This is a genomic window from Humidesulfovibrio mexicanus (assembly GCF_900188225.1).
Lineage (GTDB): Bacteria > Desulfobacterota > Desulfovibrionia > Desulfovibrionales > Desulfovibrionaceae > Humidesulfovibrio > Humidesulfovibrio mexicanus.
Genome location: NZ_FZOC01000003.1, coordinates 95,018 through 121,423, shown reverse-complemented (window position 1 = coordinate 121,423; position 26,406 = coordinate 95,018). Strand labels below are relative to the sequence as shown.

Below are 26,406 nucleotides of genomic sequence, written 5' to 3'. Positions count from 1 at the left end.
ATGGGCCGCCTGACCATCATCGACACCCCCATCGCCGGGCTCAAGCTGGTCAAGACCGCGCCCGTGGGCGACCATCGCGGCAGCTTCGCCCGGCTGTTCTGCGCGGCGGAGCTCGCCCCCCTTGGCCTGCCCGGCCCGGTGGTGCAGATCAACCACTCCTTCACCGCGGCCAAGGGCGCGGTGCGCGGCCTGCATTTCCAGCGCCCGCCCAAGACCGAGGCCAAGCTCGTGCGCTGCCTCAAGGGCCGCGTGCTGGACGTGGCCGTGGACCTGCGCGCGGGCTCGCCCACATTCGGCACATGGCACGCCGTGGAGCTGTCCCCGGAGGAGCACCTGGCCTTCTACCTGCCGCAGGGCTTCGCCCACGGCTTCCAGACGCTCACGCCGGACTGCGAGCTTCTGTACCTGCACACCGAATACTACAGCCCGGAGCACGAGGGCGGCCTGCGTTTCGACGACCCGGCCCTGGCCATCCCCTGGCCGCTGCCCGTGGCCGACATCTCCGGGCGCGACCGCACCCACCCGCTTCTTGCCGAGGGCTTCGCCCCATTGGAGACATGATGCACTGCCGTTTCTGCAACACCCCGCTCTCCCAGGTCTTTCTCGACCTCGGAGCCGCGCCAGCGTCCAATTCCTTCCTCAAGCCCGGCGACCTGAACGCCCCGGAAACCTATTACCCGCTCAAGCTCTTCGTCTGCCCGGAGTGCTTCCTGGTGCAGGTGGACGAGGTCAAAAGCAGCGCGGACATCTTCTCCAGCGAGTACGTCTACTTTTCGTCCTATTCCAGCACCTGGCTGGCCCACGCCAAGGCCTACGTGGAGGCCACGCTGCCGCGCCTGGGCCTGGGGCCGGATTCCCTGGTCATGGAAGTGGCCTCCAACGACGGCTACCTGCTCCAGTACGTGCGCCAGGCCGGAACCCCCGCCCTGGGCATCGAGCCCACGGCCTGCACGGCCAGGGCCGCGCGGGAAAAGGGCGTGGAGACCATCGAAGCGTTTTTCGGCGTGGCCCTGGCCGAGCGCCTGGCCGCGGAAGGCAGGCAGGCGGACCTCATCGTGGGCAACAACGTGCTTGCCCACGTGCCAGACATCAACGACTTTGTTGGAGGCTTGCGGATCGCCCTCAAGCCCGGCGGCTTGGTGAACATGGAGTTCCCGCACCTGTACCGGCTGGTGGAGAGCGCCCAGTTCGACACCGTGTACCACGAGCACTTCTCCTACCTGTCGCTTTCCACCGTGCGGCGCATCTTCGCGGCCCAGGGCCTGCGCGTGTTCGACTGCGAGGAGCTGCCCACCCACGGCGGCAGCTTGCGCATCCACGCCCGCGCCGAAGACGACCCCAAGGCCCAGGACACCCCGCGCCTGAGCGCCCTGCTGGACATGGAGCGCGCGGCCGGAATGCTCGGCCCCGCCTATTACCAGGGCTTCCAGGACCGGGTGGAGCGCATCAAGGCCGAGCTCTTGGGCTTTCTGGCCGAGCAGACCCTGGCCCGCAAGAAGGTGGCGGCCTACGGCGCGGCGGCCAAGGGCAACACCCTGCTGAACTTCTGTGGGGTCAAGGCCGGGCAGGTGGCCTTCGTGTGCGACGCCAGCCCCCACAAGCAAGGGCTCTTCTTGCCCGGCAGCCGCATCCCCGTGCTGCACCCGGAGGCCATAGGCCGGGAGCGGCCGGACTACGTGCTCATCCTGCCCTGGAACATCAAGAACGAAATCATGGAAAAGCTGGCGTTCATCCGCCAGTGGGGCGGGCGCTTCGTCACGCCCATTCCCAGCCCGGAGGTCCTGTAGATGGCCGACCCGACCTCCTGCCGCATCCAAGGGCTGGAACGCCTGCAGCCCCGGCGCATCCTGTGCTGCCAGCTCCGGCAGATCGGCGACGTGCTGCTGTTGACGCCAAGCCTGCACATGCTGAAAAAACGCTGGCCGGACGCGCAGATCGACGTGTTTACCGAAAAGAAGTGCGCGCCCGTGCTGGAGAACAACCCCAACGTCAACCATGTGTGGGCCCTGGACCGCAGCATGGGCGTGCTGGAAGCCCTGCGCTACTACCGCACGGTCGGCAGGGGCGGCGGCAGGGGACGCTACGACCTGGTCATCGACTTCCAGCAGCTGCCGCGCATCCGCTGGGTCATGGCCTTTTCCGACGCGCCGGTGAAGCTCTCCTACCCGCCGCCCTGGTACAACCAGCTGGTGTACACCCACTGGGCCAAGGTCTCCGGGCCGTACGCGGCCAAATGCAAGGCCGGGGTGCTCATGCACGCCTTCGACCTGCCCTGGGAAAACACCCCCCCGCGCATCTACCTCACCGAGGCGGAGAAGGACGCCGCCCGCGCGGAGCTGGCCGCCTGGGGCCTGGCCCCCGGCCAGACGCTTGTCACCGTGGATCCCACGCACCGTCGCCCGGCCCGCCTGTGGCCCGCCCGCCACTACGGCAAGCTGCTTTCCCTGGCCGCGCACACGCGCCCGGACCTGCGCTTCCTGCTGCTCTACGGCCCCGGCGAGCTGGAGATGGCCAGCCAGGTGCGCGCCTGCGCCCTGGACGCCGGATTGCCCGAGGACCGCGTCATCCTGCCCCCGCGCCTGACCACCCTGCGCGAGATGGCGGCCATGCTCTCCCTGGCCGCCCTGCACCTGGGCAACTGCTCCTCGCCCCGGCACTTCGCCGTGGCCGTGGGCACAAAGTCCCTCACGGTGCGCGGCTCCACCAGCAACGCCTGGACCTATCCCGGCCCCGGCCACGAGGATGTGGCGCTGGGGCTGCCCTGCCAGCCCTGCAGCGAGGCCCCCTGCCCGCACGGCTACAAGTGCCTGAACGAGCTCATGCCCGAGGCGGTGCTGCCCCGCTTGTTGGCCCTGCTCGACGCATAGCGCCCCCGGCCGCTGTTCCCTGCCTCCGCCGCCGGACACCACAGCAGGACGCCACCGCAGGAGCGCCGCAGCAGGAGCGGCCCCCGCGCATTGACAGGCCCGGATGCGGGTATTAGTCGGAGCGATCCGGTAGTGATTCATCCAAGCCATGCAGGAGGCGCACATGGGAGACGAGAACAGGAAACCGGGGCTGGGCACCCTGGCCCTGCACGCGGGCCAGGACGACGACCCCGCCACACACGCCTGCGCCGTGCCCATCTACGCCACGGCGTCGTACACCTTCCAGAGCGCGGAGCAGGCCGCCGACCTCTTCGCCCTGAAGGAGCCCGGCAACATCTATTCCCGGCTCACCAACCCCACCAACGAGGTGCTGGAAAAGCGCCTGGCCGCGCTGGACGGCGGCGTGGGAGCCCTGTGCCTCGCCAGCGGGCAGGCGGCCATAACCGCCGCTGTGCTCACCCTGGCCAAGGCCGGGCAGAACATCCTGGCCAGCCGCAGCCTGTACGGCGGCACCCTGACCCTGTTCACCCAGACCTTCCGCCGCTACGGGGTGGAGGTGCGTTTTTTTGACCCCCTGCTGCCGGGCAGCGTGGCCGCGCTTGCCGACAGGAACACCCGCTGCGTCTACCTGGAGAGCATCGGCAACCCCAAGAACGACGTACCCGACTTCCGCGCCCTGGCCGACGCGGCCCACGCCGCGGGCGTGCCCCTGGTGGTGGACAACACCGTGGCCACGCCCCTGCTTCTGCGGCCCATGGAGCACGGCGCGGACATCGTGGTGTACTCCACCACCAAATTCATCGGCGGGCACGGCGCGCATGTGGGCGGGGCCGTGGTGGACGGCGGCCGCTTCGACTGGTCCGCCGACCCCGGACGCTGGGCCGACTTCGCCGCGCCGGACCCGGCCTACCACGGCCTGGTCTTCACCGAGGCTTTGCGCCCCCTGGGCAACCTGGCCTACATTGCGCACATGCGCACCCACTGGCTGCGCGACACCGGGGCCTGCATGAGCCCCTTCGCGGCCTTCCTGTTCCTGCTGGGGCTGGAGACCCTGCACCTGCGGATGCCCCGGCACTGCCAGAGCGCCCTGGCCGTGGCCCGCTGGCTCTGCGCCCACCCCGCCGTGGACTGGGTGAACTACCCCGGCCTGCCCGACCACCCCTGCCACGGCAACGCCGCCAGGTACCTGCCCGAAGGCGCCGGGGCCATCGTGGGTTTCGGCATCAAGGGCGGGCGCGATTCCGGCCGCGCCTTCGTGGGCGCGGTCAAGCTGGCCAAGCACCTGGCCAACATCGGCGACGCCAAGACCCTGGTGATCCAACCCGCCACCACCACGCACCAGCAGCTCTCCGAGGACGAGCAGCGCGCCGCCGGGGTCACGCCGGAGTTCATCCGCCTGAGCGTGGGCCTGGAGGACGTGGAGGACATTCTGGCCGACCTGGACCAGGCCCTGCGCATTGCGGTGGACTGCGGCGCCCGCCCCGGAGCCTGACGCCCATGGCCGACGCGGCCTTCGACTCCAGCGACGCCGCGCGCGCGGCGGGTGGGCTGCCCCACGCCCGGACCTTGACCCTGCCGGGGCCCTTCGCCCTGCGCCTGGGCGGCTCCTTGCCCGAGGTGGCCGTATGCTACGAGACGTACGGGACGCTCAACGCCAGCCGGGACAACGCCGTGTACGTGTGCCACGCCCTGTCCGGCGACTCCCACGTGGCCCGGCACGACGAGCACGACGCGCCGGGCTGGTGGGACATCCTGGTTGGGCCGGGCAAGGCCGTGGACACGGACCGCTTCTTCGTCATCTGCGCCAACGTGCTGGGCGGCTGCCGGGGCACCACAGGCCCGGCCAGCATCGACCCGCGCACCGGCCGCCCCTATGGGGGCGATTTCCCGCGCATCACCATCGCCGACATGGTGGCCGCGCAGGCCCGCCTGCTGGACGAGCTGGGCGTGGAACGCCTGCACGCGGTCCTGGGCGGGTCCATGGGCGGCATGATGGCCCTGTGCTGGGCCGTGGAGCACCCGGAGCGCGTGGATTCCGCCATCCTGCTGGCCACCACGCACTGCCTGTCCAGCCAGGCGCTCAGCTTCGACATCGTGGGCCGCAACGCCATCTTCAAGGATCCCAACTACAACAACGGCCAGTACTACGACCGCGAGCACAAGCCCGACCACGGCCTGGCCATAGCGCGCATGATCGGGCACGTGACCTACCTTTCCGACCGCACCATGTCGCGCAAGTTCGACCCGGACCGCGAGCACCCGCGCGATGTGGCCTACGCCTACGAGAAGGAATTCAGCGTGGGCTCCTACCTGGCCTACCAGGGCGGACGCTTCGTGGAGCGCTTCGACGCCAACAGCTACGTGGCCCTCTCCCTGGCCATGGACCACTTCAACCTCGGCCGCGACCACGGCGGGCTGGAGGCGGCCATGGCCAGGGTGCGCTGCCCGGTGCTCCTGGCCAGCTTCAGCTCGGACTGGCTGTTCCCGCCAGCCCACAGCCGCCGCATGGCCGATGCGCTCCTTGCCCGGGGCAGACGGGTAAGCGCCCTGGAGATAGAAAGCGACTGCGGGCACGACGCCTTTCTGCTGGAGAACGACCTGCCCGTGTACGGGCCGCTCATCGAGGGCTTTCTGAACCGGCCGCGCTCCTGCCCGGACCCCTGCTCCCCGCCGCCGCAGGCGGAGCCCGCCGCGAACGTCGGCCTGCGCGCGGACGAACCCGCCACCACCAACGTCCGCAGCATCTTCTACGCCAACCGCCTGGACCTGGAGCGCATCGAGGAGCTGATTCCCGCCGGGGCCAGCGTGCTGGACCTGGGCTGCGGCGCGGGCCAGCTGCTCTCGCGCCTGCGGGCGCGTGGCAGCGGGGCCTTGCTGGGCCTTGAGCTGGACCCCGTGGCCATCACCCAGTGCGTGGCCCGGGACCTGTGCGTGGTGCAGCGCGACCTGGACCGGGGGCTCGGCGTATTCCGGGACCGGCAGTTCGATGTGGTGGTGCTGAGCCAGACCCTGCAGGCCATGCGCCGACCCGACCTGGTGCTGCGCGAGATGCTGCGCGTGGGCGCAACCGGCATCGTGAGCTTCCCCAACTTCGCCCACGAGGCCGCCGTGCGCCAGCTTTTGGAGACCGGCTCCTCGCCCGTCACCGAGGCCCTGCCCTTCCCCTGGTGGTCCTCGCCCTCAATCCGCTTCTTCAGCATCCGGGACTTCGAGGCCCTGTGCGCGCAGCTGGGCATCCGCATCCTCTCGCGCATCGCCATTGATTCCGCCACAGGAAGGCAGATGCACGACGACTACAACCGCCGCGCGGACATGGCCATCTGCGTGCTCTCCGGGTGGGACTAGCCGCCGCGCGCCGCATCTTGCCTTCCGCCGCGACAATCTGCTATACGTAGTCTTCGCCCCCCAAACCCCTCCCGCTGGGGACTCGGTCCCCACATCGCCGGAGGCGCCCTTTCATGAGAGCATCGCAGCCCGACCCGACCGCAGACCGCCTGGCGGCCCTTGAGCGGGAGAACCTGGTCCTGCGCCAGGAACTCGACCGCACCCGCACGGTGCTTGAGGAGGCCGCCCTGGCGTACCAGTCCCTGGACGAACAGGGGCGGTTGCGCCGGGTGAGCCGGGGCTGGCTGGAGCTGTTGGGCTGGGAGCGGGAGCACGTGCTGGGGCGTCCCTTCGAGGCCTTCGTGGACCCGGCCGACCATGCGGCCCTGCGCGGGAACTTTCGCCAAATGCAGCGCACGGGCCGGACCTCGGGCTTCGAGTGCATGGCCCTGCGCAAGAATGGCGGCCGGGTGAACGTCAGCATTGAAGGCTTGGCGGAGATAGTGGCGGACGGCTCCCTGCGCCGCACCCACTGCATCCTGCGCGACATCACCCGCGAGAAGGCCGCCAAGGCCGTGCTGGAACAGCGCGAGCAGTTCTATCGCGCCGCCTTCGACTCCGCCGGGATTCCCATCGCCATCGTCCGGAGCCTGCGCCTGCTGTACGCCAACCCCTGCATGGCCGCAGCCCTTGGTGCGGACGGTCCGGCCGCGCTGATAGGCAGAAGCCCGCTGGAATTCGTGGCCCCGCACCATGCGGAAGAATTCCTTGAGCGCGCCCGCAGACGCGAACTGGGCCTGGATGCCACCAGCCAGTACGAGGTGGACGTGGTCCACGCCGACGGCCACATCATCCCCGTGCAGGCCACAACCTCCACCCTGCTCTTGCCAGACGGCCCGGCAACCATCGGCTTCTTCCATGACATCAGCAACCAGCGGCGCATCGCCGCATCGCTGCGGCAAAGCGAAATCCGCTTCCGCACGCTGTTCGACGAGGTCCCCGCCATCGCGGTGCAGGGCTACGACCAGAACCGCACCGTCATCTACTGGAACGGCGCAAGCGAGCGCCTGTACGGCTACTCCGCCGCCGAGGCCCTGGGCCGCCGCCTGGAGGACCTCATCATCCCCGAAGCGATGCGGGACCAGGTCATCGCCGACATCCGGGCCTGGATCGAGGACGGCGTGCCCATCCCGTCGGGCGAGATGCGCCTTGTGCGCAAGGACGGCAGCCCCGTGCCGGTGTTCTCCTCCCATGTGATGCAAAAGGCGGGGGACAGCCGCCACGAGCTGTATTGCCTGGATGTCGACCTGAGCGAACTGCACGCGGCCAAGGACGAGCTTACGCGGGCGCGTGACGCGGCCCAGGCCGCGAACCAGGCCAAAAGCGAATTCCTGGCCAACATGAGCCACGAGATCCGCACGCCCATGAACGGAGTGCTGGGGATGCTCCAGCTGCTGATGGGCTCCGAGCTCAAGGGCGAACAGATGGAATACGTGGAGCTGGCCTTCCAGTCCTCGCGCAGACTGCTGGACCTTTTGAACGACATCCTGGACTTCTCGCGCATCGAGTCCGGCAAGCTCTCCCTGGTGCAGGCCCCGTTTTCGCCACGGGTCCTGGCGGAGTCCGTGCTGCGGGTCTTTGAGCCCAACGCGCGCAAGCGCGGCCTGGCCCTTGGGCTGCGCGTGGACCACAGCGCGGAGGAGCCCCTGCTGGGCGACGAGGCCCGCCTGCGGCAGATCCTGTTCAACCTGGTGGGCAACGCGGTGAAGTTCACCCAGGCGGGCGAGGTGCGGCTGGAGGTCTGGACCCGGCCGGAGCCGGGCGCGTCCGCGGGGCTCCGCCGCCTGTACCTGAGCGTCTCCGACACAGGAGAAGGCATCCCCGAAGACAAGATTCCGCTGGTGTTCGAGCGCTTCACGCAAACCGACGGCTCCTTCACCCGACAGCACGAAGGCGCTGGCCTGGGGCTGGCCATCGTCAAGCGCATCGTGGACCTCATGGGCGGGCACATCGTGGTGGACAGCGAGCCCAAGGGGGGAACCACGGTGGGCCTGCACCTGCCGCTGCCCCTGGCCCAGCCCTCGGAGGCGGAAGCGCCGCCCCCCGTTACGGCCGCCGACCACGGTCGCCCCCTGCGCATCCTGGTGGCCGAGGACGACCGCATCAGCCAAATGTACATGGAGCAGCAGCTGCGCCGCCTCGGGCACGAGTCCCACATCGTCTCCAACGGGGCCGAGGCCGTGAGCGCCCTGCGCAAGGAAGATTTCGACTGCGTGCTCATGGACGTGCAAATGCCCGTGCTCGACGGCGTGGAGGCCACCAGGGCCATCCGCGAGGACGACCGGGCTCTTGGCCGCGAGCCCACGCATATCGTGGCCATGACCGCCTACGCCCTTTCCGGAGACCGCGAAAAATTCCTCGACGCGGGAATGGACGACTATGTCAGCAAGCCCGTGCGGAGCGGAGACCTGGCGCGCGCCCTGGACCATGCCCGCGACGTGGCCGTGGTCAAGGCCGCAAGGGCCTGAGCGGCCGGACTAGGCATCGTCCTTGAGGATGCGCACCTCGCGCTGCGGGAAGGGAATGGACACGCCCTCGCGCTGAAAAGCGTCCCAAATGGCCAGCAGCACGTCGCTGCGCACGTTGGCCGTGCCATTCTGCGGGTCCTCGATCCAGAAGCCCACGAACAGGTTCACGCTGGAGTCCCCGTAGGAGGCCAGGCGCGCCACGGGCGGCGGATCGTCCAGCACGCGGGGCACGCTTTTGGCCGCCGCCTCCATCAGCCCCATGGCCAGGCGCGGGTCGCCGCCGTAGGCCACGCCCACCTCGGCCTTCAGCAACTGGCGCGGGCTGCTGTAGCTCAGGTTGATGACCTCGTTGCTGATGAGGTTCTCGTTGGGAATGAGATAGGCCTTGCCGTCCAGGGTCTCGATGGCCGCGTAGCGCGCGTTGATCTGGGCGATGCGCCCCTGCACCCCGCTGATCTCGATGACGTCGCCGGGCTTGAGGGATTTGTCCACCAGCAGAATGATGCCGGACACGAGGTTGGAGAAGACCTTTTGCAGGCCAAAGCCCACGCCAACGCCCACCGCGCCGCTGAACACCGTCAGACTGGTGAGATCCACGCCCACGGCGGACAGGGTGATGGTAAGGGCCAGGGCGTAGATTCCGAAGCGCGCAACCTTGGCGAACAGCACCTGGGCCGAGGGGGAAATGCCATCGGCGTGGCGCAGGCGGTCGTCCAGAACGCCGGTGACAAGCCGCGCGGCCTGCAGCAGCACGGCGAACAGCGCCAGGCCCTTCATCACCAGCAGCAGCGAAATGCGCGTGTGCCCCACGGTCAGGGCCAGGTCGTCCAGCAGCTCCAAAGCCTCGTCGAAAAGCCCCAGGGAATGCACCACAGCCAGCGTCCAGATGACCAGCGCCACAAGCTTGCCGAAGAAGCGGCTCTTGATGAGCGCGCCGGCCGCGTGGGCCACCACCCAGGCCAGCGCGGCCGAGGCGGTCATGGCCAGCACATGGTGCGGCAGGTGCAGATGCTTGGCCGTGGCGTTGGCCAGCAGCAGCAAGCCCCCGGCCATGCCCGCCCAGGCGCTGTGCCGCACTTCCCGCAGGATGGGCGCCACAAGCGGATCGGCCTTCCAGCCCGCATCGGGCGTGGAGGGGGCGCGGCCCAGCCCCAGCGCCCGGCACGCGGCCCAGGCCGCCAGGGCCAGGGCCAGGGCCAGCAGCAGTTGCACCAGGGCCGCGTGGCTCAAAAGGTGGGTATCGATCCACAGCAGGGCGTGCTCGGCCTGCAGGATGCCCTCGCCATTCAGCGCGATCTCGGCCATGGGCGCTCCGTGCGGCGCAACGGCGCGCCGCGGCTTGAAATCAGCGCAGCAGCGCCCAGGGAGAACCCAGGGCCAAATCTGCCCAGGCGCCCAGGAACACGAACACCGCGATGACCCCGTTCATGGTGAAGAAGGCGACGTTGACCCGCGAAAGGTCCTCGGCGCTGATGAGCCGGTGCTCCCACACAAGGATGCAGCCGATGATCAGGCTGACGCACAAGAACAGCATCCCCAGCCCGGCGGAAAGCCCGGCCATGGGGAACAGCAGCGCGGCCGAGGCGTGGGTGGCCGCGGCCGTGAACAGCGCCCGCGCCACGCCCTGGTGCGCGGGCAGGGAGCACAGCCCCTGGCTTTTGTCGAAGTCCGCGTCCTGGCAGGCGTACAGGATGTCGAAGCCCGCCACCCAAAGGGTGACGGCGAAGAACAGCAGCACCGCAGGGTAGCCAAGGCTGTGCGGCGACACCGCCAGCCAGCCGGCCACAGGGGCCAGGCCCAGCACGCTGCCCAGGGCGAAGTGGCACAGGGGGGTGAAGCGCTTGGTGTGGCTGTAGAAGCCGCTCCAGACAAGGGCCACGGGCGAAAGCAGCAGGCAGGTACTGTTCATGGCCGCGCAGGCCGCCGTGAACACCAGCGCGCACACGAACAGAAAACGCTTGGTGAAGGCCACGGAGAGTTCGCCGGTCACCAGCGGGCGCATCTGCGTGCGCGGGTTCAGCCGGTCGATGTCCAGGTCGGCCAGGCGGTTGTAGCCCATGGCGAAGGAGCGCACCGCCACCATGGCGAGGGTCAGCGGCGCAAGCACGCGCCAGGACGGGGCGCTCCAGCCAGGTCCCGCCCCCTGGGCCAGAAACGCCCCGGTGAAGGCGAAGGGCAGGGCGAACACCGAGTGCTCGATCTTGATCATGCGGCATACGGCCAGGGTGTCGCGCATCAGGCTCATGAACACCGTCCTAGTACTCGTTGACAAGCAGCGCGCCGCACAGCAGCAGCCCGACCCCTGCCAGCCGCTGCCACGTCACCTCCCGCACGGGAAAGCCGATGACGCCGTAATGGTCCAGCAGCAGCGAGGCCACCAACTGCCCGGCGATGATCCAGGCCATGAGGCCCGTGGCCCCGAGCTTGAAGGCCAGCAGCACCGTCACCGCCACAAAGAACGCGCCCAGCGTGCCGCCCAGCCAAGACCACCACGGCGCTGAGGCGGCCGCCGCCGCGCCCGGCCACGGGGCGCGCGTGACCACCATGAACACGAACAGGGCCACCGTGCCCACGCAAAAACTCACCAGCGAGGCCGAGAGCGCATCGCCCAGGTGCACGCGCAGGCGCGCGTTGACCCCGGCCTGCAACGGCATGAGCGCCCCGGCCACAAGGGCGGTGAGCATGATCAACGGGCGCATACGAACTCCTTGTGGCGTTAGGGGGTGGTCGGCGGTCCCGCCGGAAGCTGGCCCGTTGCGGAGGGCGGCGCAGCCACGGCGTCCGGAGCGGCCGGGGCGTCGCCGCGGTTGCCCTCGGAGCCCACGCTCGCGCCAGCGGGCTCGCCCGGTCCGGTCGCGTTGTGCGGCTCGCCCGGCCCGAGCGGTTCGGCCGGTTCGGCAGGCTCATCCTTGCCCTCCATGACCTCCTGGAAGCCCGCCACGGCAATGCCCCGGCGCACCATGATGGAATGGATGAGGTTCGCGCGGAAGGTGACGTAGCGTTGGGAGCCCACGGGGTTGAAGCGGATGGGATTGGGCAGCACGGCGGCCAGGCGCGCGGCCTCCATGCTGGTGAGCTGGCTGGCGGGCTTTTGGAAATAGTGGCGGCTGGCGGCCTCCACGCCGAAAATGCCGTCGCCCCACTCGGCCACGTTGACGTACAGCTCCAGGATGCGCCGTTTGGAGAGCGTGCGCTCCATGCGCCAGGTGAGGATAGCCTCCTTGGCCTTGCGGGTCAGGCTCTTTTCCGGCGAAAGGAACAGATTCTTGGTCAACTGCTGGCTGATGGTGCTGGCCCCGGCGGCAAAGCGCCCTTCCTTGAGGTTCTTCTCAAAGGCCTGCTCCAGCGCCTCGTAGTCAAACCCCTCATGGTGGTAGAACTTGTCGTCCTCGCCGATGAGCACGGCCTTCACCAACAGGGGGGAAACGCGGGAGAGCGGCACCCAGCGCTGAGTGATCTTCTTCTTCTCGCCTTTCTCGGCCCACTGGGCCTCGCGCCATTCCATAAAGGCCGTCTTGCCCGGATTCTTCTTCGCCAACGCCCCCACGTCCGGGTACACGAAGAACGAGGCCAGGTAGGCCAGGGCCGCCAGCAAGGCGAGCCCCGCGACTGTGAGTATCGGCTTGCGCACCGCTGCTCCTTTGTGGCCACATGGCCAACCACAGGTGTTTAGCCGGAAAGCGGTCTGGCGTCCAGGTTCCCGGCCGAACAGGCCATGGGCGGCCCAGGAACGCCGAGCCCACCCTGTTTCAGCCGCGCTTTACAGACTCGCCTGGCGCGGCTAGAATCTACATGGCCTGAGGATACCCCTCGAAACGCAGGCCCGGCTTTCAGCCCGCGTGCGCTCCGCGCCCAGGGACGCGCACCCAACCACCGCAGAACAGGAGACCGCCCCATGAACATCCCCATCTTCAACTGCCGCAACGCCGACGACGTGCTCAAGGCCGTCAAGGAATACGACATCAGCTTTGTCCAGTTCTGGTTCGTGGACATCCTGGGCACCCTCAAGAGCTTCCAGGTCACCCCGCGCGAACTGGAAGCCGCCTTCGAGGAGGGCATGGGCTTCGACGGCTCGTCCATCCTGGGCTTCGCCCGCGTGGAGGAGTCGGACATGATCGCCATGCCCGACCCCACCTCCTTCCAGGTGCTGGCCTGGCGTCCCGCGGAACGTCCCGTGGCCCGCATGTTCTGCGACATCCACACCCCGGACGGCCAGCCCTACGCCGCGGACTCGCGCTACTGCCTGCGCCGCGTGCTGCGCAAATGCGCCGAAAAGGGCTACACCTACTACTGCGGACCGGAACTGGAGTTCTTCCTCTTCGGCAACGACCGCGGCACCGAGCTGCTGGACCACGGCGGCTACTTCGACGCCCCGCCCCTGGACCTGGGCAACAGCATCCGCCGCGACATCATCTTCGCCCTGGAGCAGATGGGCGTGGCCATCGAGTACAGCCACCACGAGGTCGCCCCCAGCCAGCACGAAATCGACATGCGCTACGCCGAGGCCCTCAAAATGGCCGACATCACCATGACCTACCGCGTGGTGGTCAAGGAGGTCGCCAGAAAGCACGGAGCCTACGCCACCTTCATGCCCAAACCCATCTACGGCCAGAACGGCTCCGGGATGCACGTGCACCAGTCGCTGTTCAAGAACGGCAAAAACCTCTTCTTCGATCCCTCGGACAAGTACCACCTGTCCAGCGAAGGCAAAAGCTACATCGCAGGCATCCTCAAGCACGCCCGCGAATTCGCCTGCGTCACCAACCAGTGGGTGAACTCCTACAAGCGCCTTGTGCCCGGCTACGAGGCCCCGGTCTACGTGGCCTGGGCGCGCAGGAACCGTTCCGCCCTGGTGCGCGTGCCCATGTACAAGCCCGGCAAGGAGGCCGCCACCCGCATGGAGCTGCGCTGCCCGGACCCGGCCGCCAACCCCTACCTCACCTTCGCCGTCATGCTTGCCGCGGGGCTCAAGGGCATGGAGCAGAACTACCCCCTGCCCGACCCCGTCGAGGCCGACATCTTCCACATGGACCAGGAGACCCTGGACAGCCACGGCATCACCTCGCTGCCCGGCAGCCTGTACGAGGCCGCCGAAGAGATGCGCAAAAGCGAACTGGTGCGCGAGACCCTTGGCGACCACATCTTCAACAAACTCTACGAAAACAAGATCATGGAATGGGACCTGTACCGCACGCAGGTCACGCAGTTCGAGCTCGAACGGTATTTGCCGGTGCTCTAAGCGGCAGCCTCGCGCCAAGAGCATCCGCACCCGGCCGAGCACGCCTCCACAAACACAAAAAGGCGGGGAGCTTTCGTGCTTCCCGCCTTTTCATTTCCCCTCCAGCCCCCACGCATCCACCCGGTTCACCGGGCCGCCCAGGCAATAGCCGTACCAGTCGCCCCTTCGGGGGGCCAGCGGAGCATGATGCAGGCAGAGCGCTTGTGCCGGTTCATGCCTCCGGCGGCCAAGGGGCCTTTCCGGCCCCTTGGAAACCCGGATAAAGGGGAAGGCAAGAGAAGCGCCACCCCTTTCCCCATCCACGCGAGTCCAGGGGCGCGCAGCCCCTGGCCTGCGGAGCATGATGCAAGCAGAGCGCTTGTGCCTGTTCATGCCTCCGGCGGCCAAGGAGCCTCTCCGGCCCCTTGGAACCCCGGATAAAGGGGAAGGCAAAAGAAGCGCCGCCCCTTTCCCCATCCACGCGGGTCCAGGGGCGCGCAGCCCCTGGCCTGCGGAGCATGATGCAGGCAGAGCGCTTGTGCCGGTTCATGCCTCCGGCGGCCAAGGGGCCTCTCCGGCCCCTTGGAACCCCGGATAAAGGGGAAGGCAAAAGAAGCGCCACCCCTTTCCCCATCCACGCGGGTCCAGGGGCGCGCAGCCCCTGGCCTGCGGAGCATGATGCAGGCAGAGCGCTTGTGCCGGTTCATGCCTCCGGCGGCCAAGGGGCCTCTCCGGCCCCTTGGAACCCCGGATAAAGGGGAAGGCAAAAGAAGCGCCGCCCCTTTCCCCATCCACGCGGGTCCAGGGGCGCGCAGCCCCTGGCCTGCGGAGCATGAAACAGGCAGTACGCCAAGCCTTATGCCTGGCTACCAGGGTTGCCAGGAGCTGGTTCGGCGTCCTTGGGGCTCATCGGCGCTCATGGCGTTTTCGATGTGCTCGATGTGTTGGATGATGTCGTGCCGCACGAGGACGCTGACAAGATCGAAGCGGCAGGGCTGATGCCAACGGTGGTGGTGCGAGAGATAGGCCTGTGCGGCGCGCAGCAGCCGGGCGCGCTTCTGGGGGCTGAGCCCGTCGGCCGGTGTGCCCAACGAGCCTTCGGCGCGGGTTTTCACTTCCACGAAAACAAGGGTGTCCTGGTCCTGGCACACGAGATCCAGCTCCAGGCGGCCGAAGACGGCGTTGCGTTCCAGCACGCACAGGCCTTTGGCTTCCAGCAAGGCGGCTGCGGCGTCTTCGCCCAGGCGGCCTACGTGCAGATGCCGGGCAGACATTGCTGCTTTTCCTGCAACAGCGTTGCGGATTGTTGTTGTTCCGGCAGCACGCCGCGAAAGCTCAGGCGGTGGATGGGCGAGGGGCCGAGGCGGCGCAGGGCGTCCTGGTGCATGGCGGTGCCGTAGCCCTTGTGAATGCTGAGTCCATAGCCGGGGTGCAGACGGTCCAGGATGCAAAGAAGATGGTCGCGCCAGGTCTTGGCAAGAATGCTGGCGGCGGAGATGGCCGGACACAGGGCGTCGCCGCCGATGACGGTGTGTTGCGGCAGGGGCGAGTCGATGCGCTGGTTGCCGTCCACCAGGAGCAGGACCGGAGCCACGCGCAGGCGGGCTGCGGCGCGCTCCATGCTGCGCAGGGAGGCTTGCAGGATGTTGACGCGGTCGATTTCGCGCGGCCAGGCAAGGCCCAGGGCCCAGGCCACGGCTTGCTGGCGGATGGCCAGGGCCAGGGTGTGGCGGCGATCGGCGGAGAGGGCCTTGGAGTCGGTGAGGCCGGGCAGGTCGTAGCGTTCGGGCAGCACGCAGGCGGCCGAGACCACAGGACCGGCCAGGCAGCCGCGCCCGGCCTCGTCCAGGCCCGCCACAAGCCCCTGCGGCGCAAAGGGCGGCAGGTCGGGCAGGGCGGCTTGCGCAGCCTTGATGCGGGCTTTGGGCATGGCGGTGTGGGCTCCCGTGGTCAATAGTTGAGGATGCGGTCGGCCTGGCGGATGGAGCCGGCCAGGTCCTTCATGCCTTGACGCTGTGCCAAGGGGCTCGCCTCCACGCCGTGGAGGTCCAGGCACTTGCCTCAGGCGGCAAGTCGGCCTTCGCTCAAGGTGAAGAGCTTGGCCTGCTCCGCTATGGGGAAGGTCGGCGAGTCGCCGTCCAGCAGGCCAGCTGCCGGGCCGTTGAGGAAAAAGTGACCTCGTCGCCCTCGTTGAGCATGAAGTTGCCCAGACGCAGGGCGTTCCACTTGATTTCCGGGTCCTGGCTGGAAAGGACGATGAGGATGTTCATGCCGCCTCCTGCACGATTTTTCCGCAAGGTACCCGCAAGGGGGCCCAGAGGCAAGGCGGGCAATGCTGGCGGGGCAGAGAAAACACCAAGTCCCCGGCGAAGCTCAAAGGCTCCGCCGGGGACGCGCGTGTCAGACTGACCGGATGGACCGGGGGATTAATCCCAGGCCTGGCGGGACTTGACGCGGGCGGCCTTGCCGGCCAGGCTGCGCAGGTAGTAGATGCGCGCGCGGCGGACCTTGCCGTTGGCCACCACTTCCACCTTGTCGATGGAGGGGGTGTGCATGGGGAAGATGCGCTCCACGCCCACGCCGTCGGAGACCTTGCGCACGGTGAAGGTGGCGTCGGTGGTGCCGCGGTTCACGCGGAGCACCACGCCCTGGAACACCTGGATGCGCTCCTTGTCGCCCTCGATGATGCGGGTGTGCACCTTGACGGTGTCGCCCGCGCGGAAGTCGGGCATGTCGAGGCGCATGTGCTCGCGTTCGATTTTCTTGATGATGTCCATATGTCGACTCCTTTTCTGGAAAAACTGTCTGTTGTTTCAGCCCGCGTCGCCGAGCAGCCTGTCCGCCAATATGGCGGCGGCGGCCCGCACCGGCAGGTGGTTGTACCGTGAAAATCCCCGCACCGGCGTCAGCACGGCGTCGGAGCGCTCCAGCACCTCCGGGGCAAGTCCATGGCCGGTGCCCAGCACCAGGACCACGGGTTCCCGCTCAAGCCAACCGCGCACCACGCCCGGCGGCGTGAAGGCGATCATGCGCTCCTTGCGGCCGCGCCGGACCCGGTAGCCCGCCCGGGCGCTGGTGGCCACAAGCCGGGGCGTTCTGCCCGTGCGCGCGGCGACCCGCTCCAGAACCTCGTCCAGGCTGGCCGCCATGCGCCCCAGGCGCAGGGCTTGTCCCCTGTCCGGGTTGGCCTGGCCGCCGGGGCCTTCGGTCCAGTGGTCCAGCAACCGCTGTCCCAGCTCGCGCTGGTCGTCCAGCGGGGTGACAAAAAACGCTCCACCCAGTTCATAGGTGCGGGAAACGCGGCACATATCGTGAATGTCGAGGTTTGTCAAAGAGACTGTGGCTGTTTTTCCCGCCTTGTCCAGCACGGGATGGTGCAGCAGGCACAGAAACAGGCCCCGGCCAAGGGCCGCCGGGTGCGCAAGTCCGCGCAAAAAATTGATGTCCGCGCCGTCGAGGGGAGCCTCGCGCAGCATCTCCGGCCTGCGGGCCAGGGTGCGCGCCAGGGAGGCCTCGCGCCGCCAGCGGGCGATGGCCGCGTGGGAGCCGCCGCGCAGGACTTCGGGCACGGCGCGGCCGAGATATTCCTCTGGCCGGGTATAGTGCGGATGCTCCAGCAGTCCGTGCGAGAAGCTCTCGTCCTCGCCGCTTTCCTCCTTGCCCATGAAGCCGGGCAGCAGCCGCGCCACGGCCTCCACAAGGCACAGGGCGGCCGCCTCGCCGCCATTCAGCACGGCCTCGCCCACCCCGATGGCCTCCAGGCCCTCGGCCTCGATGAGCCGCTCGTCTATGCCCTCGTAGCGGCCGCACACCAGGGTCAGCGCCTCCTCGCGCGCCAGTTCGCGGGCAAGGCTCTGCGTAAGTTGCCGTCCCGAGGGCGCAAGCACGATCTTGCGGCCGGGCCGCTCCACGCTGGCCAGGGCGCGCTCCAGCGGCTCCGGCTGCATGACCATGCCGGGGCCGCCGCCGTAGGGCCGGTCGTCCACATGGCAATAGCGGCCCGTGGAAAAGTCGCGCGGGTTCACCAGTGCGAAATCCACGATTCCGGCCTCTCGGGCGCGGGCCATCTGCGCGCAGGTCAGCGGGCCTTGGAAGAATTCCGGAAACAGCGTGAGGATGGTGAAGCGCACGGTCTAGCGCCCCCCCTTGCCGCGCGGGCCGGAGCGTCCCCGCCTGGCCTGCCCCGCACGCTTGGCCGGTTTGCCCGGCTTGGCCGGTTTGCCCGGCTTGGCCGGTTTGCCCGGCTCGGCGGGCTTTGCGGGCTTGGCCGACGTGCGCGGGTGGGCCTCGCCGGAACCCGGCGCGGCATTGGCCTGGGCTTCGCGCGCCGCCTCGGCCTTGGCTGCGGCCTCGTCCCGATACAGCTCCAGCAGCCCCGGCGGCGGGTCGATGACGATCTCGCCGCCGTCCGCGTCGAGGCCGAGGAGGAACTCCGGCACGGCGGGGAAGAGAATCTCCGCCCCGCCAGCCTGCTTGGGCGCGCGGATGACGAAAGTGAGCTGGCCGGGGGTATCGAGCAGGGCCTCCAGCACGCCCACAGGGCTGCCGTCCTCCAAGCGCACCTGCGCGCCCATGAGGCGGTGCAGGTACTCCTCGCCCTCGTCGGGCGGGGGCAGGTCGGCCTCGGAAGCGTAGACAACGGCCCCGCGCAGGGCCTCGGCGGCGTTCCTGTCGTCCACGCCGACCAGGCGCAGCAGCAAGCGGTCGTTGTTCTCCCGCGCGGACGCGATGACGTAGGGCCTGGGCCTGCCCGCGCCGGGGCGCTGGCTCTGGGCCTCCAGGAAGAGGGTTGCGCCGGGCGCGAAAAGCAGCGGGGAGTCGGCATGGATGTCCATGCTGAGCTCCCCGCGGATGCCATGCGCCCTGGCCACGCGGGCCACGGCGACAAGTCCGCCCCGTCCCGCAGTGCTGTTCATGGCGCTATTCGATGATTTCGAGCACGGCGCGCCGCTTGGCCTTGGCCGAGGCCGCCCCGAGGAGCGTGCGCATGGCCCGGGCGGTGCGGCCCTGCTTGCCGATGACCTTGCCCAAATCCTCTTTCGCCACTTTGAGTTCCAGCACAGCGGTCTGCTCGCCCTCGATCTCCGTGACCTTCACCTCGTCCGGGTTATCCACAAGCGACTTGGCGATGTACTCGATCATGTCCCTGAGCATGGCTGAACCCCCATGTGAAGAGTGTGCGCGGGAGATGTGCCGGGAACCCCTGCCGCGAAACCTGCCAGCAAGGCGCTAGGCGCTCTGCTTGGCCACCAGCGAACGCACGGTGTCGCTGGGGGTGGCGCCCTGCTTGATCCACTTTTCGTAGTTGGCGGTGTCGATGACGACCTCGACCGGATTGACCATGGGATTGTAGTGGCCCAGGAACTCCAGCGGACGGCCGTCGCGGCGGCTGGCGCGCTCAAGCACCACCAGGCGGTAGAACGGACGCTTCTTGGAGCCCATGCGGGTCAGTCGGATAGTGAGAGCCATTGTGTCTTTCCCCCTGAATTGAGTTGTTATTCGGTTTCAGTCCAATTGGCAAGCAGGGTCGCCGCCAATCGGCTTTGGGCGCGGGATGCGCCGTTTCGTCAGCGCTTTTTGCGCTGCTTCTTGTTCTGCTTCTTCTTTTTGCGTTCGGCCAGAGTCTTCTTGGAAAGCTGCTTCTTGCCCTCGCCCTGCGCGCCGGGCATGTCCGGCATTGCGCCCATGCCGGGCATCAGGGGCATTCCCGGCGCCATGGAGTTGCCCAGCATGGCCGGGCTGGGCTTGGGCTGCGGCTTGGTTCCCGGCGGAGTATAGCCCGCGGGCATTCCGGGTATCCTAGGCATCTTGGGCATCTTGGGCGCGCCCCCGCCGCCGAGGATCTTCTGCATCATCTTGTTCATTTGCTCGAAATTCTTGATGAGCGCGTTGACATCAGCCACGGTGCGGCCACAGCCCTTGGCGATGCGCTCCCGCCGGGAGGCGTTGATGATGGACGGCTCGCGGCGCTCCTTCTTGGTCATGGAGTTGATGATGGCCTCGGCGCGGTCGATCTCCTTCTCCGGCACCTGCACATCGCCCAGCTTCTTCATCATGCCGCCCATGCCGGGAATGAGCTTGAGAATGCTCTCCAGCGAGCCGATCTTGCGCATCCGGCGCATCTGCGTCAGGAAGTCCTCCAGGTCGAACTTGGCCTGCTGCATCTTGGCGGCCAGCTTCTCGGCCTCGGCGGCCTCCATGGTGTCCTGGGCCTTTTCGATGAGCGTCATCACGTCGCCCATGCCCAGAATGCGCTGGGCAGCGCGGTCCGGGTGGAAGGGCTCCAGGTCGGAAAGCTTTTCGCCCACGCCCACGAACTTGAGCGGCTTGCCCGTGACGCTCTTGATGGAGAGCGCAGCGCCGCCACGCGCGTCGCCGTCCATCTTGGTGAGCACCACGCCGCTGATGCCCAGGCGCTTGTCAAAGGCCTCGGCCACGGTGACCGCGTCCTGGCCGGTCATGGCGTCGGCCACGAAGAGGATCTCCGCAGGGTTGCAGCGCGCCTTGATGGCCGAGAGCTCCTCCATGAGGGGCTCGTCCACGTGCAGGCGACCGGCGGTGTCAAAGAGCACGGCGTCGCACCCGGCCTCCGCAGCCTTCTTGAGGGCATCGGCGCAGATGTCCACCGGGTTCATGTCCGTGGTGCTGGGATAGGCGGGCACGTCAAGCTGCCGGGCCAGCACGTGGAGCTGCTCGATGGCCGCCGGGCGGTACACGTCCGCCGGGACCAGGTACGGCTTCATCTTGTGCTTGGCGCGCAGCAGGTTGGCCAGCTTGCTGGCGGTGGTGGTCTTGCCGGAGCCCTGCAGGCCAACCATCATGATGGTCACGGGCTTGTGCTTGAGGCAAAGCCCGGTCTGCTCGCCGCCAAGCAGCTCAACCAACTCGTCGTGGACGATCTTGACCACCTGCTGGCCGGGGGTGAGGCTCTTGAGCACGTCCGCGCCCAGGGCCTTCTCCTTCACCCGGTCGACGAAGTCCTTGACGACCTTGAAGTTGACGTCGGCTTCGAGCAGGGCCATGCGCACCTCGCGCAGGCCGTCCTGGATGTTTTTTTCATCCAGTCTGGCCTGGCCGCGCAGATTGCGGAAGGCTTCGGAAAGGCGGTCCGTAAGGCTGTCGAACACTGGCGTCACTCCATGCGCAATGGGCGCGGCACGGCCCTTCCGCGGGTGCGGAACGGCGCGGGGCGCGCAAAAAGAGATTGTGTGTTACATAAGCGGACCAGTCAAGTCAAGGGAGACCATGGGCCGCCGCGCGGGACAAAAGCAACGCGGCGATCAGGCTTCCGGCCCGTCGCGCTCGCAGCGCTCCCGCTCCAAGGCAAGCGCGGTCTTCATGCGCGCAACGAATTGCTCCGGCTCGTCCTCCGGCCGCGCCTGGGCCACGGCCACGCACGCGCCAAGGCGCACTCCCGGCCGAAACTCATGGCCCTCCACCACCCGGCGCAGCTTTTCCGCGAAGAGCTGGGCCTGCTCCGGCCCGATGCCCGTGGCCAGAAGCAAAAACGTGCCGCTGCGCCAGCGGAACAGCAGATCGGCCTTGCGCACGTTGCGCTTGAGCAACTGTCCAAGCTCGTGCAGGGCCAGGTCACCGGCCTCGTACCCCTGGGTCTCGTTGACGCGGCGCAGGCCTTCCGCATCGAGCATGACGCCGCAGAACCCCGCGCCATAGCGGCGCAGGGACTCCAGTTCGCGCACCACCATCTGCTCAAAGGCAATGCGGTTGAGCAGTCCCGTAAGCAGGTCGCGGTGGGTGTGCTGCTCCATGGCCTGGGCGAGCTGCTCCACGCGTAGGCCCGCCTCGCGCAGCGGCCGCACCAGGGCCGTCTGCACAAGAACGCCCTGCAGCGCAAGCAACAGCAACCCGGCGACGAGTATCGCCCAGGCCGGGCGCAGCGGCGCGGTTGCGCCGCCGCCGACCATGAGGGAGTAGGCGATGAGGAATTCCGCGAACAGCGCGGCCGCCGAAAGGGCCAGGCAGGCCATGTGGACGAAGCTCGCGCTCCGCGGGCACAGGGGCGGGTTGGGAATGGGGCCGTCGGGCCGCGTCATGGGTGCACCCCCCTTGCGCGCGCTGCGCGCTACTTCTTTGCAGGCGCCTCGCAGGTGTAGCGCAGTTCCCCCACCCCGTCACGCAGGCGCAGGTCGATGCTGAGCGTGTCCCAGGTCCAGCCATAGCGGTCGCCCACCTGCCTGCCAGGGCCATACAGCTCCATGAGGTGATCCTTGATGAGGAAGTAGTTGGCCTCGCCCTCGAACATCACCCCCGCGCCCATGAACACGCCCTTCTGGAAGTAGTAGGCGATGCTGCGCACATCGGCCTGGCCGATTTTGAGCAGTTCGTCCGGGCGATGGTAGGCGCCGCGCAGCGGCTTGGGACTGGTGATGGCGACAAGTCCGGCCCTGGGCTCCGCCTCCGCCAGCGGCGCGCCCCAAACCAAGCCCCGAAACGAGGCCGGGGCCGGGCGGCTGGCGTAGGTCAGGTCGCGCCGGGGGGGCTGGGCAGGCCTTTTGGGCCGACGGACAAATGGCGGCGGGGCATCGGCTTCGCTCTCCACGGCAGGGGGCGCGCCAGGGGATGTGGCCCGGACCTCCGGCAGTGCGGAGGGGTCGGCCGTGGCGGCCTGAGCGCCGCTGGCGAGGCCGAGGCAAAGCGCAAGGGCGAGGGCCGCGACAAAAGAACACTGACGCATGGAGCCTCCACGGCGCGAATATGCGCCGTAGACAGTATTCCCTGCGCGTGGCGGGAAATCAAGGGGCGGGCGCGCAAAACACGCCCAAGATGCGAAAAAGCCCCCCGCGCGTGCGCGGAGGGCTCGTATCCATTGCTATCAGCCCTGCTGGCCCAGGCTCTGGATGACCCAGATGACGCGGCCCAGGGTGCGGGCGGCCATCTCGGCGGCGGGAACGCTGATGTCGGCGTGGCTTTTGTCCTCGGCCCGAAGCACGAAGCTGTCGCCCTGGCAAAACACGCGGCGAACGAGCAGCCCCTGATGCGGGAAATGCACGGCGCAGAGATCCCCGTCCGGGTGCTGGCGCTGGGCCGCATCCACCCCGACAAAGGCGCCGCGCTGGATCAGCGGCTCCATGGCGGCGGTGTCCACGCGCACCACCACCAGTTCCGGCCTGTGGAACGACTCGGGGATGCACAGGTCTTCCACGGGCTGCGGGGTCCACGAAGCGGCGGCCCCATCGGCCCCGGCCATGCTGTTCACCTGCACCACGCGGCTGCGGGCGTTGGCGCGGCCGTAGGCGGCAGGGGTCTCGCGCAGCAGGTTCTCCGCCGGAACGCCGCCCCGGCTGGCGTTCAGGTACACGGGTTCCTGACCGTCGGAGAGCCAGTTCGGGTTCAGGCCGTGGCTGCGGTACAGCTTCAAAAACCAATCAGACGGCACGGAACACCGGCGCTTCGCGTCGGATATGCTGGACTGCCGGACCTCCAGGACCTCCGCCAGCTGGACTTGCGTGCGGGCTCCAGTGGCCTTCTTGATGCGCTCCATGGCCTCCTCGAACCAGCGTTCGAGGCGCTCGTCGCATTTTTTCTTGAGCTTTGCCAAGGGAATCCTCCGTATGTATCTTTCTGTATCGACTAAAAGAGAATTGCAAATCTCTTTCTGTCAAATTTAGCCCACGCTATTCTATAACGGTACTATAGTTTCGGTGGAACGCTGCCGTCAAGCATAAATACAGGTGGGGGGTACGGGGGGAGAGGAACTTTCGCAACAGACGGCACGGAGAACGTGTTACACAATTCCAGTTTGTGTCGCATATAAAATAATAGTATGAGCAGTGCTGCTGTCAATATGTTGTTTGCAAAATTAAGTAGAATCCGTATGCATTCAACGCATGCCGGAATGTGCTTCACCAGTACATTTTTAAACAGCGTTTCCCAGGGGAGGCATCCCGCTCCACTGCAGAGGCCCGCCGTGGACAACAACCGCTTCCCTGCCGCTCCGCGTTGTGCTACAGGCCGTGCAACGGCCCCTGCCCCCGGCGCGAACGGGGACGGGCTAAATCCACGCGCAGGCAGCGCGGCCGGGAGAGACATGGACAGCGCCACAGCACGCATTTTTCGGGCATACGATATCCGCGGCATCGTTGGCCGCGACTTTGACGCCGACTGGGTGGAGCGCCTGGGCCGGGCCTGCGGGGCGTACTTCCTCTCGCGCGGGTTTTCGCGGGCCGTGGTGGGGCACGACTGCCGCCTCACCTCCGCGGGCTTCCAGGAGCGCATGGTGCGCGGCCTGTGCGCCACGGGCGTGGACGTGCTGTTCCTGGACATGGTGCCCACGCCGGTGTGCTACTTCGCCATCCGCCACCTGGGCTATCAGGCCGGGGTCATGATCACGGCCAGCCACAACCCTTCGGAGTACAACGGGTTCAAGGTCTGGGCGGGCAGAAGCACCATCCACTCCAACGAAATACAACAACTGGCCCGGCTCATGGAGCAGAACGCCTTTCCGCAAGGCAACGGCGTGGCCTGCCAGCACGACATCGTGCCAAGCTATCTGGGAACCGTTTCCGCGCTGGTGAAGCTGTCGCGGCCGGTAAAAGTGGTGCTGGACGGAGGCAACGGCGCGGCCGGGCTTGTGGCCCGCGACCTGCTGCGCAGCGCCGGGGCCGAGGTGGTGGAACTGTTTTGCGAGCCGGACGGCCGCTTCCCCAACCACCACCCCGACCCTGTCGAGGAAAAGAATCTTGTAGCGCTCAAGGCCAAGGTGCTGGAGTGCGGGGCCGAGCTCGGCATCGGGCTCGACGGGGACGGCGACCGCATCGGCGTTGTGGACGAACGCGCGCAGGTGATCCACGGGGACCGGCTGCTGGCCGTGTTCGCCCGGCAGGTGCTGGCCGAAAAGCCCGGCGCCGCGGTCATCGGGGATGTGAAGTGCTCGCACCTGCTCTTCCAGGACATCGCCCGGCACGGCGGCCGGCCCATCATGTCGGCCACCGGGCATTCGCTGATCAAGGATCGCCTGCTCTCCGAGGGAGCGGCCCTGGCCGGAGAAATGAGCGGACACATGTTCTTCGCCGACCGCTACTACGGCTTCGACGACGCGCCGTACGCGGCCCTGCGGCTGGTGGAGATCGTTTCCCGCGAGGCCGCGCCGGTGTCGCGCCTGCTGGATGACTGGCCACAAACCTTCGTGACCCCGGAGCTGCGCGTGGACTGCCCGGACCAGGTGAAATTCGCCGTGGCCGAGCGCGCCCGCCAGGAGTTCGCCAAGACCTACACCCTGGAAGGCGACGATGGCGCGCGCCTGGTGTTTCCGGACGGCTGGGCCCTGGTGCGGGCCTCCAACACCCAGCCCGCGCTGGTGCTGCGGTTCGAAGCCGAAAGCGCCCAGCGCCTCGCGGAAATACGCGGGCTTGTGGAGGCGCCTTTGGAGCGCTGGATCCGCGAGCTTAGCGACCCGGCGTAAACCAGCCCCGCCCCTTCCCGGCTTTCATGCCCCGCCGAGCCCATCGGCGGGGCATTTTTTTGAAAGACGGAAAAATTCGGGAAGCGGCAATTTTGATGTTGACATTCAATTTCAATAAGAGCATACACGAACTGCGCAACGGGATCAGCAACGGAAAAGGAGAGCGGCATGTTCAGGGAAAGCGCAGACGCATGGAGCCTCACCGCCCAGGGGACAACCGGGCACAGCGAGGCCACCGGCCAGAAGGGCTGCGATTCCCCGGACGGCTTGTGCACATGCGGCGGCTCCTGCACATGCGGCGGCATGTCCTCATGCGCCGTGGGCACGGCCCACGAACTGGCCGAGAGCCTTGGACGCGCCGTGGACGCCCGCGACTGCCGACTCTTCGAGCACTCCACCGTGGTCGCCGACGTGTGCAGCCTGCTGGCCCAGGCCCACGGCTTGACCGCGTTGCAGGCCGATGTGGTGCACATGGCCGGCCACCTGCACGATGTGGGCAAGATCGGCATCCCGGACAGCATTTTGCAGAAACCAGGTCCCCTCACCTCTCTGGAGTGGGAGATCATGCGCAGGCACCCCAAGATCGGCGCGGACATTTTGCGGCCGGTGAGGGTGTTTCGGGGCAAGCCCGGCGTGTGCGAGATCGTGCTTGCCCACCATGAGCGCTGGGACGGCCTGGGCTACCCCTACGGCATCGGCGGTCGCGACATTCCGCTTGGCGCGCGCATCGTCGCCGTGGCCGATGCGCTTTCGGCCATGACCGAGGAGCGCCCCTACCGCCGCAGCCTGAGCCTGGACGAGGCCCTGGCGGAGGTGGAGCGGTGCTCCGGCTCGCATTTCGATCCCTGCGTGGTGCGCGACCTACTCTCCGTGCGCCGCGAACTCCACGGCCTGCTGCGCAAGGCCCCGCCAAGCCCCTTGTGGGCCGGGCCCAAGGCCGCGCGGGCCGTTCTGGAAAGAAGGAATCTCGCCGCGACGGCCTAGGCCCGCGGCGACACATATCTCCGCCCACCTCCACACTCCACAGACCACAGCCTCATTCCACCC

General features: G+C 67.9%; 24 protein-coding genes and 1 pseudogene. 9 read left to right on the top strand and 16 right to left on the bottom strand.

What is annotated here, in order from left to right; genetic code table 11:
- The 6 genes from rfbC to CHB73_RS07230 all read left to right on the top strand — a co-directional run bounded on the left by rfbC (position 1) and on the right by CHB73_RS07230 (position 8,719).
- Complete coding sequence (gene rfbC / locus CHB73_RS07255; protein WP_089273624.1) at positions 1-561, top strand: dTDP-4-dehydrorhamnose 3,5-epimerase; 561 nt, start codon at positions 1-3, stop codon at positions 559-561.
- Positions 558-1,787 (top strand): class I SAM-dependent methyltransferase, encoded by a 1,230-nt coding sequence (locus tag CHB73_RS07250; protein WP_235641550.1) that lies wholly within the window; start codon positions 558-560, stop codon positions 1,785-1,787. Before rfbC ends, CHB73_RS07250 begins: the two co-directional genes overlap by 4 nt.
- A complete protein-coding gene (locus CHB73_RS07245; protein ID WP_089273620.1) occupies positions 1,788-2,867 on the top strand; it encodes a glycosyltransferase family 9 protein in 1,080 nt (359 codons plus the stop codon). It begins immediately after the preceding gene.
- A 163-nt stretch (positions 2,868-3,030) separates the two neighbouring features.
- Positions 3,031-4,359 (top strand): O-acetylhomoserine aminocarboxypropyltransferase/cysteine synthase family protein, encoded by a 1,329-nt coding sequence (locus tag CHB73_RS07240; protein ID WP_089273618.1) that lies wholly within the window; start codon positions 3,031-3,033, stop codon positions 4,357-4,359.
- A 5-nt stretch (positions 4,360-4,364) separates the two neighbouring features.
- Positions 4,365-6,212, top strand: a complete 1,848-nt coding sequence (gene metX, locus CHB73_RS07235; protein ID WP_089273616.1) for a homoserine O-acetyltransferase MetX — start codon at positions 4,365-4,367, stop codon at positions 6,210-6,212.
- Between the two features lie 113 nt (positions 6,213-6,325).
- Positions 6,326-8,719 carry a PAS domain S-box protein gene (locus CHB73_RS07230; protein WP_089273614.1) on the top strand — a complete coding sequence of 798 codons (2,394 nt, stop codon included), beginning with the start codon at positions 6,326-6,328 and terminating at the stop codon, positions 8,717-8,719.
- A 9-nt stretch (positions 8,720-8,728) separates the two neighbouring features.
- Here CHB73_RS07230 and CHB73_RS07225 read toward each other — a convergent pair whose 3' ends face one another.
- Genes CHB73_RS07225 through mtgA form a run of 4 tightly spaced genes read right to left on the bottom strand, consistent with a single transcriptional unit; the run spans position 8,729 to position 12,350 of the window.
- Positions 8,729-10,024, bottom strand: a complete 1,296-nt coding sequence (locus CHB73_RS07225; protein WP_089273612.1) for a mechanosensitive ion channel family protein — start codon at positions 10,022-10,024, stop codon at positions 8,729-8,731.
- Positions 10,025-10,064: 40 nt separating this feature from the next.
- The gene (locus tag CHB73_RS07220; protein WP_089273610.1) at positions 10,065-10,964 is read right to left on the bottom strand and encodes a UbiA-like polyprenyltransferase; all 900 of its coding nucleotides are present in this window, start codon (positions 10,962-10,964) and stop codon (positions 10,065-10,067) included.
- A 10-nt stretch (positions 10,965-10,974) separates the two neighbouring features.
- Complete coding sequence (locus CHB73_RS07215) at positions 10,975-11,418, bottom strand: DMT family transporter (RefSeq protein ID WP_089273608.1); 444 nt, start codon at positions 11,416-11,418, stop codon at positions 10,975-10,977.
- A gap of 17 nt (positions 11,419-11,435) precedes the next feature.
- Positions 11,436-12,350: a monofunctional biosynthetic peptidoglycan transglycosylase gene (gene mtgA, locus CHB73_RS07210; protein WP_235641549.1), complete on the bottom strand. Its 915-nt coding sequence runs from the start codon at positions 12,348-12,350 to the stop codon at positions 11,436-11,438.
- Positions 12,351-12,614: 264 nt separating this feature from the next.
- On the opposite strand from mtgA, the gene CHB73_RS07205 reads away from it, so the two are divergent.
- On the top strand, positions 12,615-13,958 hold the full coding sequence (locus tag CHB73_RS07205) for a glutamine synthetase family protein (RefSeq protein WP_089273606.1): 1,344 nt from the start codon (positions 12,615-12,617) through the stop codon (positions 13,956-13,958).
- An 845-nt stretch (positions 13,959-14,803) separates the two neighbouring features.
- On the opposite strand, the gene CHB73_RS07200 is transcribed toward CHB73_RS07205, so the two are convergent.
- From CHB73_RS07200 to CHB73_RS07145, 12 genes and pseudogenes are all read right to left on the bottom strand, one after another.
- Positions 14,804-15,211, bottom strand: a complete 408-nt coding sequence (locus tag CHB73_RS07200) for a YraN family protein (RefSeq protein WP_089273604.1) — start codon at positions 15,209-15,211, stop codon at positions 14,804-14,806.
- Positions 15,187-15,867, bottom strand: a complete 681-nt coding sequence (locus tag CHB73_RS07195; protein ID WP_089273602.1) for a ribonuclease HII — start codon at positions 15,865-15,867, stop codon at positions 15,187-15,189. The genes CHB73_RS07200 and CHB73_RS07195 overlap by 25 nt, the downstream gene beginning before the upstream one ends.
- A 20-nt stretch (positions 15,868-15,887) precedes the next feature.
- Positions 15,888-16,207, bottom strand: a pseudogene (locus tag CHB73_RS07190) (DsrE family protein).
- A gap of 156 nt (positions 16,208-16,363) precedes the next feature.
- On the bottom strand, positions 16,364-16,714 hold the full coding sequence (gene rplS, locus CHB73_RS07185) for a 50S ribosomal protein L19 (RefSeq protein WP_089273600.1): 351 nt from the start codon (positions 16,712-16,714) through the stop codon (positions 16,364-16,366).
- 36 nt (positions 16,715-16,750) lie between these two features.
- Positions 16,751-18,067, bottom strand: coding sequence for a tRNA (guanosine(37)-N1)-methyltransferase TrmD (gene trmD, locus CHB73_RS07180; RefSeq protein ID WP_089273598.1), 1,317 nt, complete (start codon positions 18,065-18,067; stop codon positions 16,751-16,753).
- A 3-nt stretch (positions 18,068-18,070) separates the two neighbouring features.
- The gene (gene rimM / locus CHB73_RS17225; protein WP_089273596.1) at positions 18,071-18,853 is read right to left on the bottom strand and encodes a ribosome maturation factor RimM; all 783 of its coding nucleotides are present in this window, start codon (positions 18,851-18,853) and stop codon (positions 18,071-18,073) included.
- Positions 18,854-18,857: 4 nt separating this feature from the next.
- Positions 18,858-19,091 carry a KH domain-containing protein gene (locus tag CHB73_RS07170; RefSeq protein ID WP_089273594.1) on the bottom strand — a complete coding sequence of 78 codons (234 nt, stop codon included), beginning with the start codon at positions 19,089-19,091 and terminating at the stop codon, positions 18,858-18,860.
- A 75-nt stretch (positions 19,092-19,166) separates the two neighbouring features.
- Positions 19,167-19,406 carry a 30S ribosomal protein S16 gene (gene rpsP, locus CHB73_RS07165; RefSeq protein ID WP_089273592.1) on the bottom strand — a complete coding sequence of 80 codons (240 nt, stop codon included), beginning with the start codon at positions 19,404-19,406 and terminating at the stop codon, positions 19,167-19,169.
- Positions 19,407-19,504: 98 nt separating this feature from the next.
- Positions 19,505-21,064: a signal recognition particle protein gene (gene ffh / locus CHB73_RS07160; RefSeq protein WP_089273590.1), complete on the bottom strand. Its 1,560-nt coding sequence runs from the start codon at positions 21,062-21,064 to the stop codon at positions 19,505-19,507.
- Between the two features lie 153 nt (positions 21,065-21,217).
- Positions 21,218-21,991 (bottom strand): GGDEF domain-containing protein, encoded by a 774-nt coding sequence (locus CHB73_RS07155; RefSeq protein ID WP_089273588.1) that lies wholly within the window; start codon positions 21,989-21,991, stop codon positions 21,218-21,220.
- 29 nt (positions 21,992-22,020) lie between these two features.
- Positions 22,021-22,632, bottom strand: a complete 612-nt coding sequence (locus CHB73_RS07150) for a hypothetical protein (protein WP_089273586.1) — start codon at positions 22,630-22,632, stop codon at positions 22,021-22,023.
- 138 nt (positions 22,633-22,770) lie between these two features.
- The gene (locus CHB73_RS07145) at positions 22,771-23,439 is read right to left on the bottom strand and encodes a LexA family transcriptional regulator (protein WP_089274199.1); all 669 of its coding nucleotides are present in this window, start codon (positions 23,437-23,439) and stop codon (positions 22,771-22,773) included.
- Between the two features lie 546 nt (positions 23,440-23,985).
- Here CHB73_RS07145 and CHB73_RS07140 point away from each other — a divergent pair.
- Together CHB73_RS07140 and CHB73_RS07135 are read left to right on the top strand one after the other, a co-directional pair.
- Positions 23,986-25,359 (top strand): phosphomannomutase/phosphoglucomutase, encoded by a 1,374-nt coding sequence (locus CHB73_RS07140; RefSeq protein ID WP_089273584.1) that lies wholly within the window; start codon positions 23,986-23,988, stop codon positions 25,357-25,359.
- 168 nt (positions 25,360-25,527) lie between these two features.
- Positions 25,528-26,343, top strand: a complete 816-nt coding sequence (locus CHB73_RS07135) for an HD-GYP domain-containing protein (RefSeq protein WP_235641547.1) — start codon at positions 25,528-25,530, stop codon at positions 26,341-26,343.
- Positions 26,344-26,406: the final 63 nt, after the last annotated feature.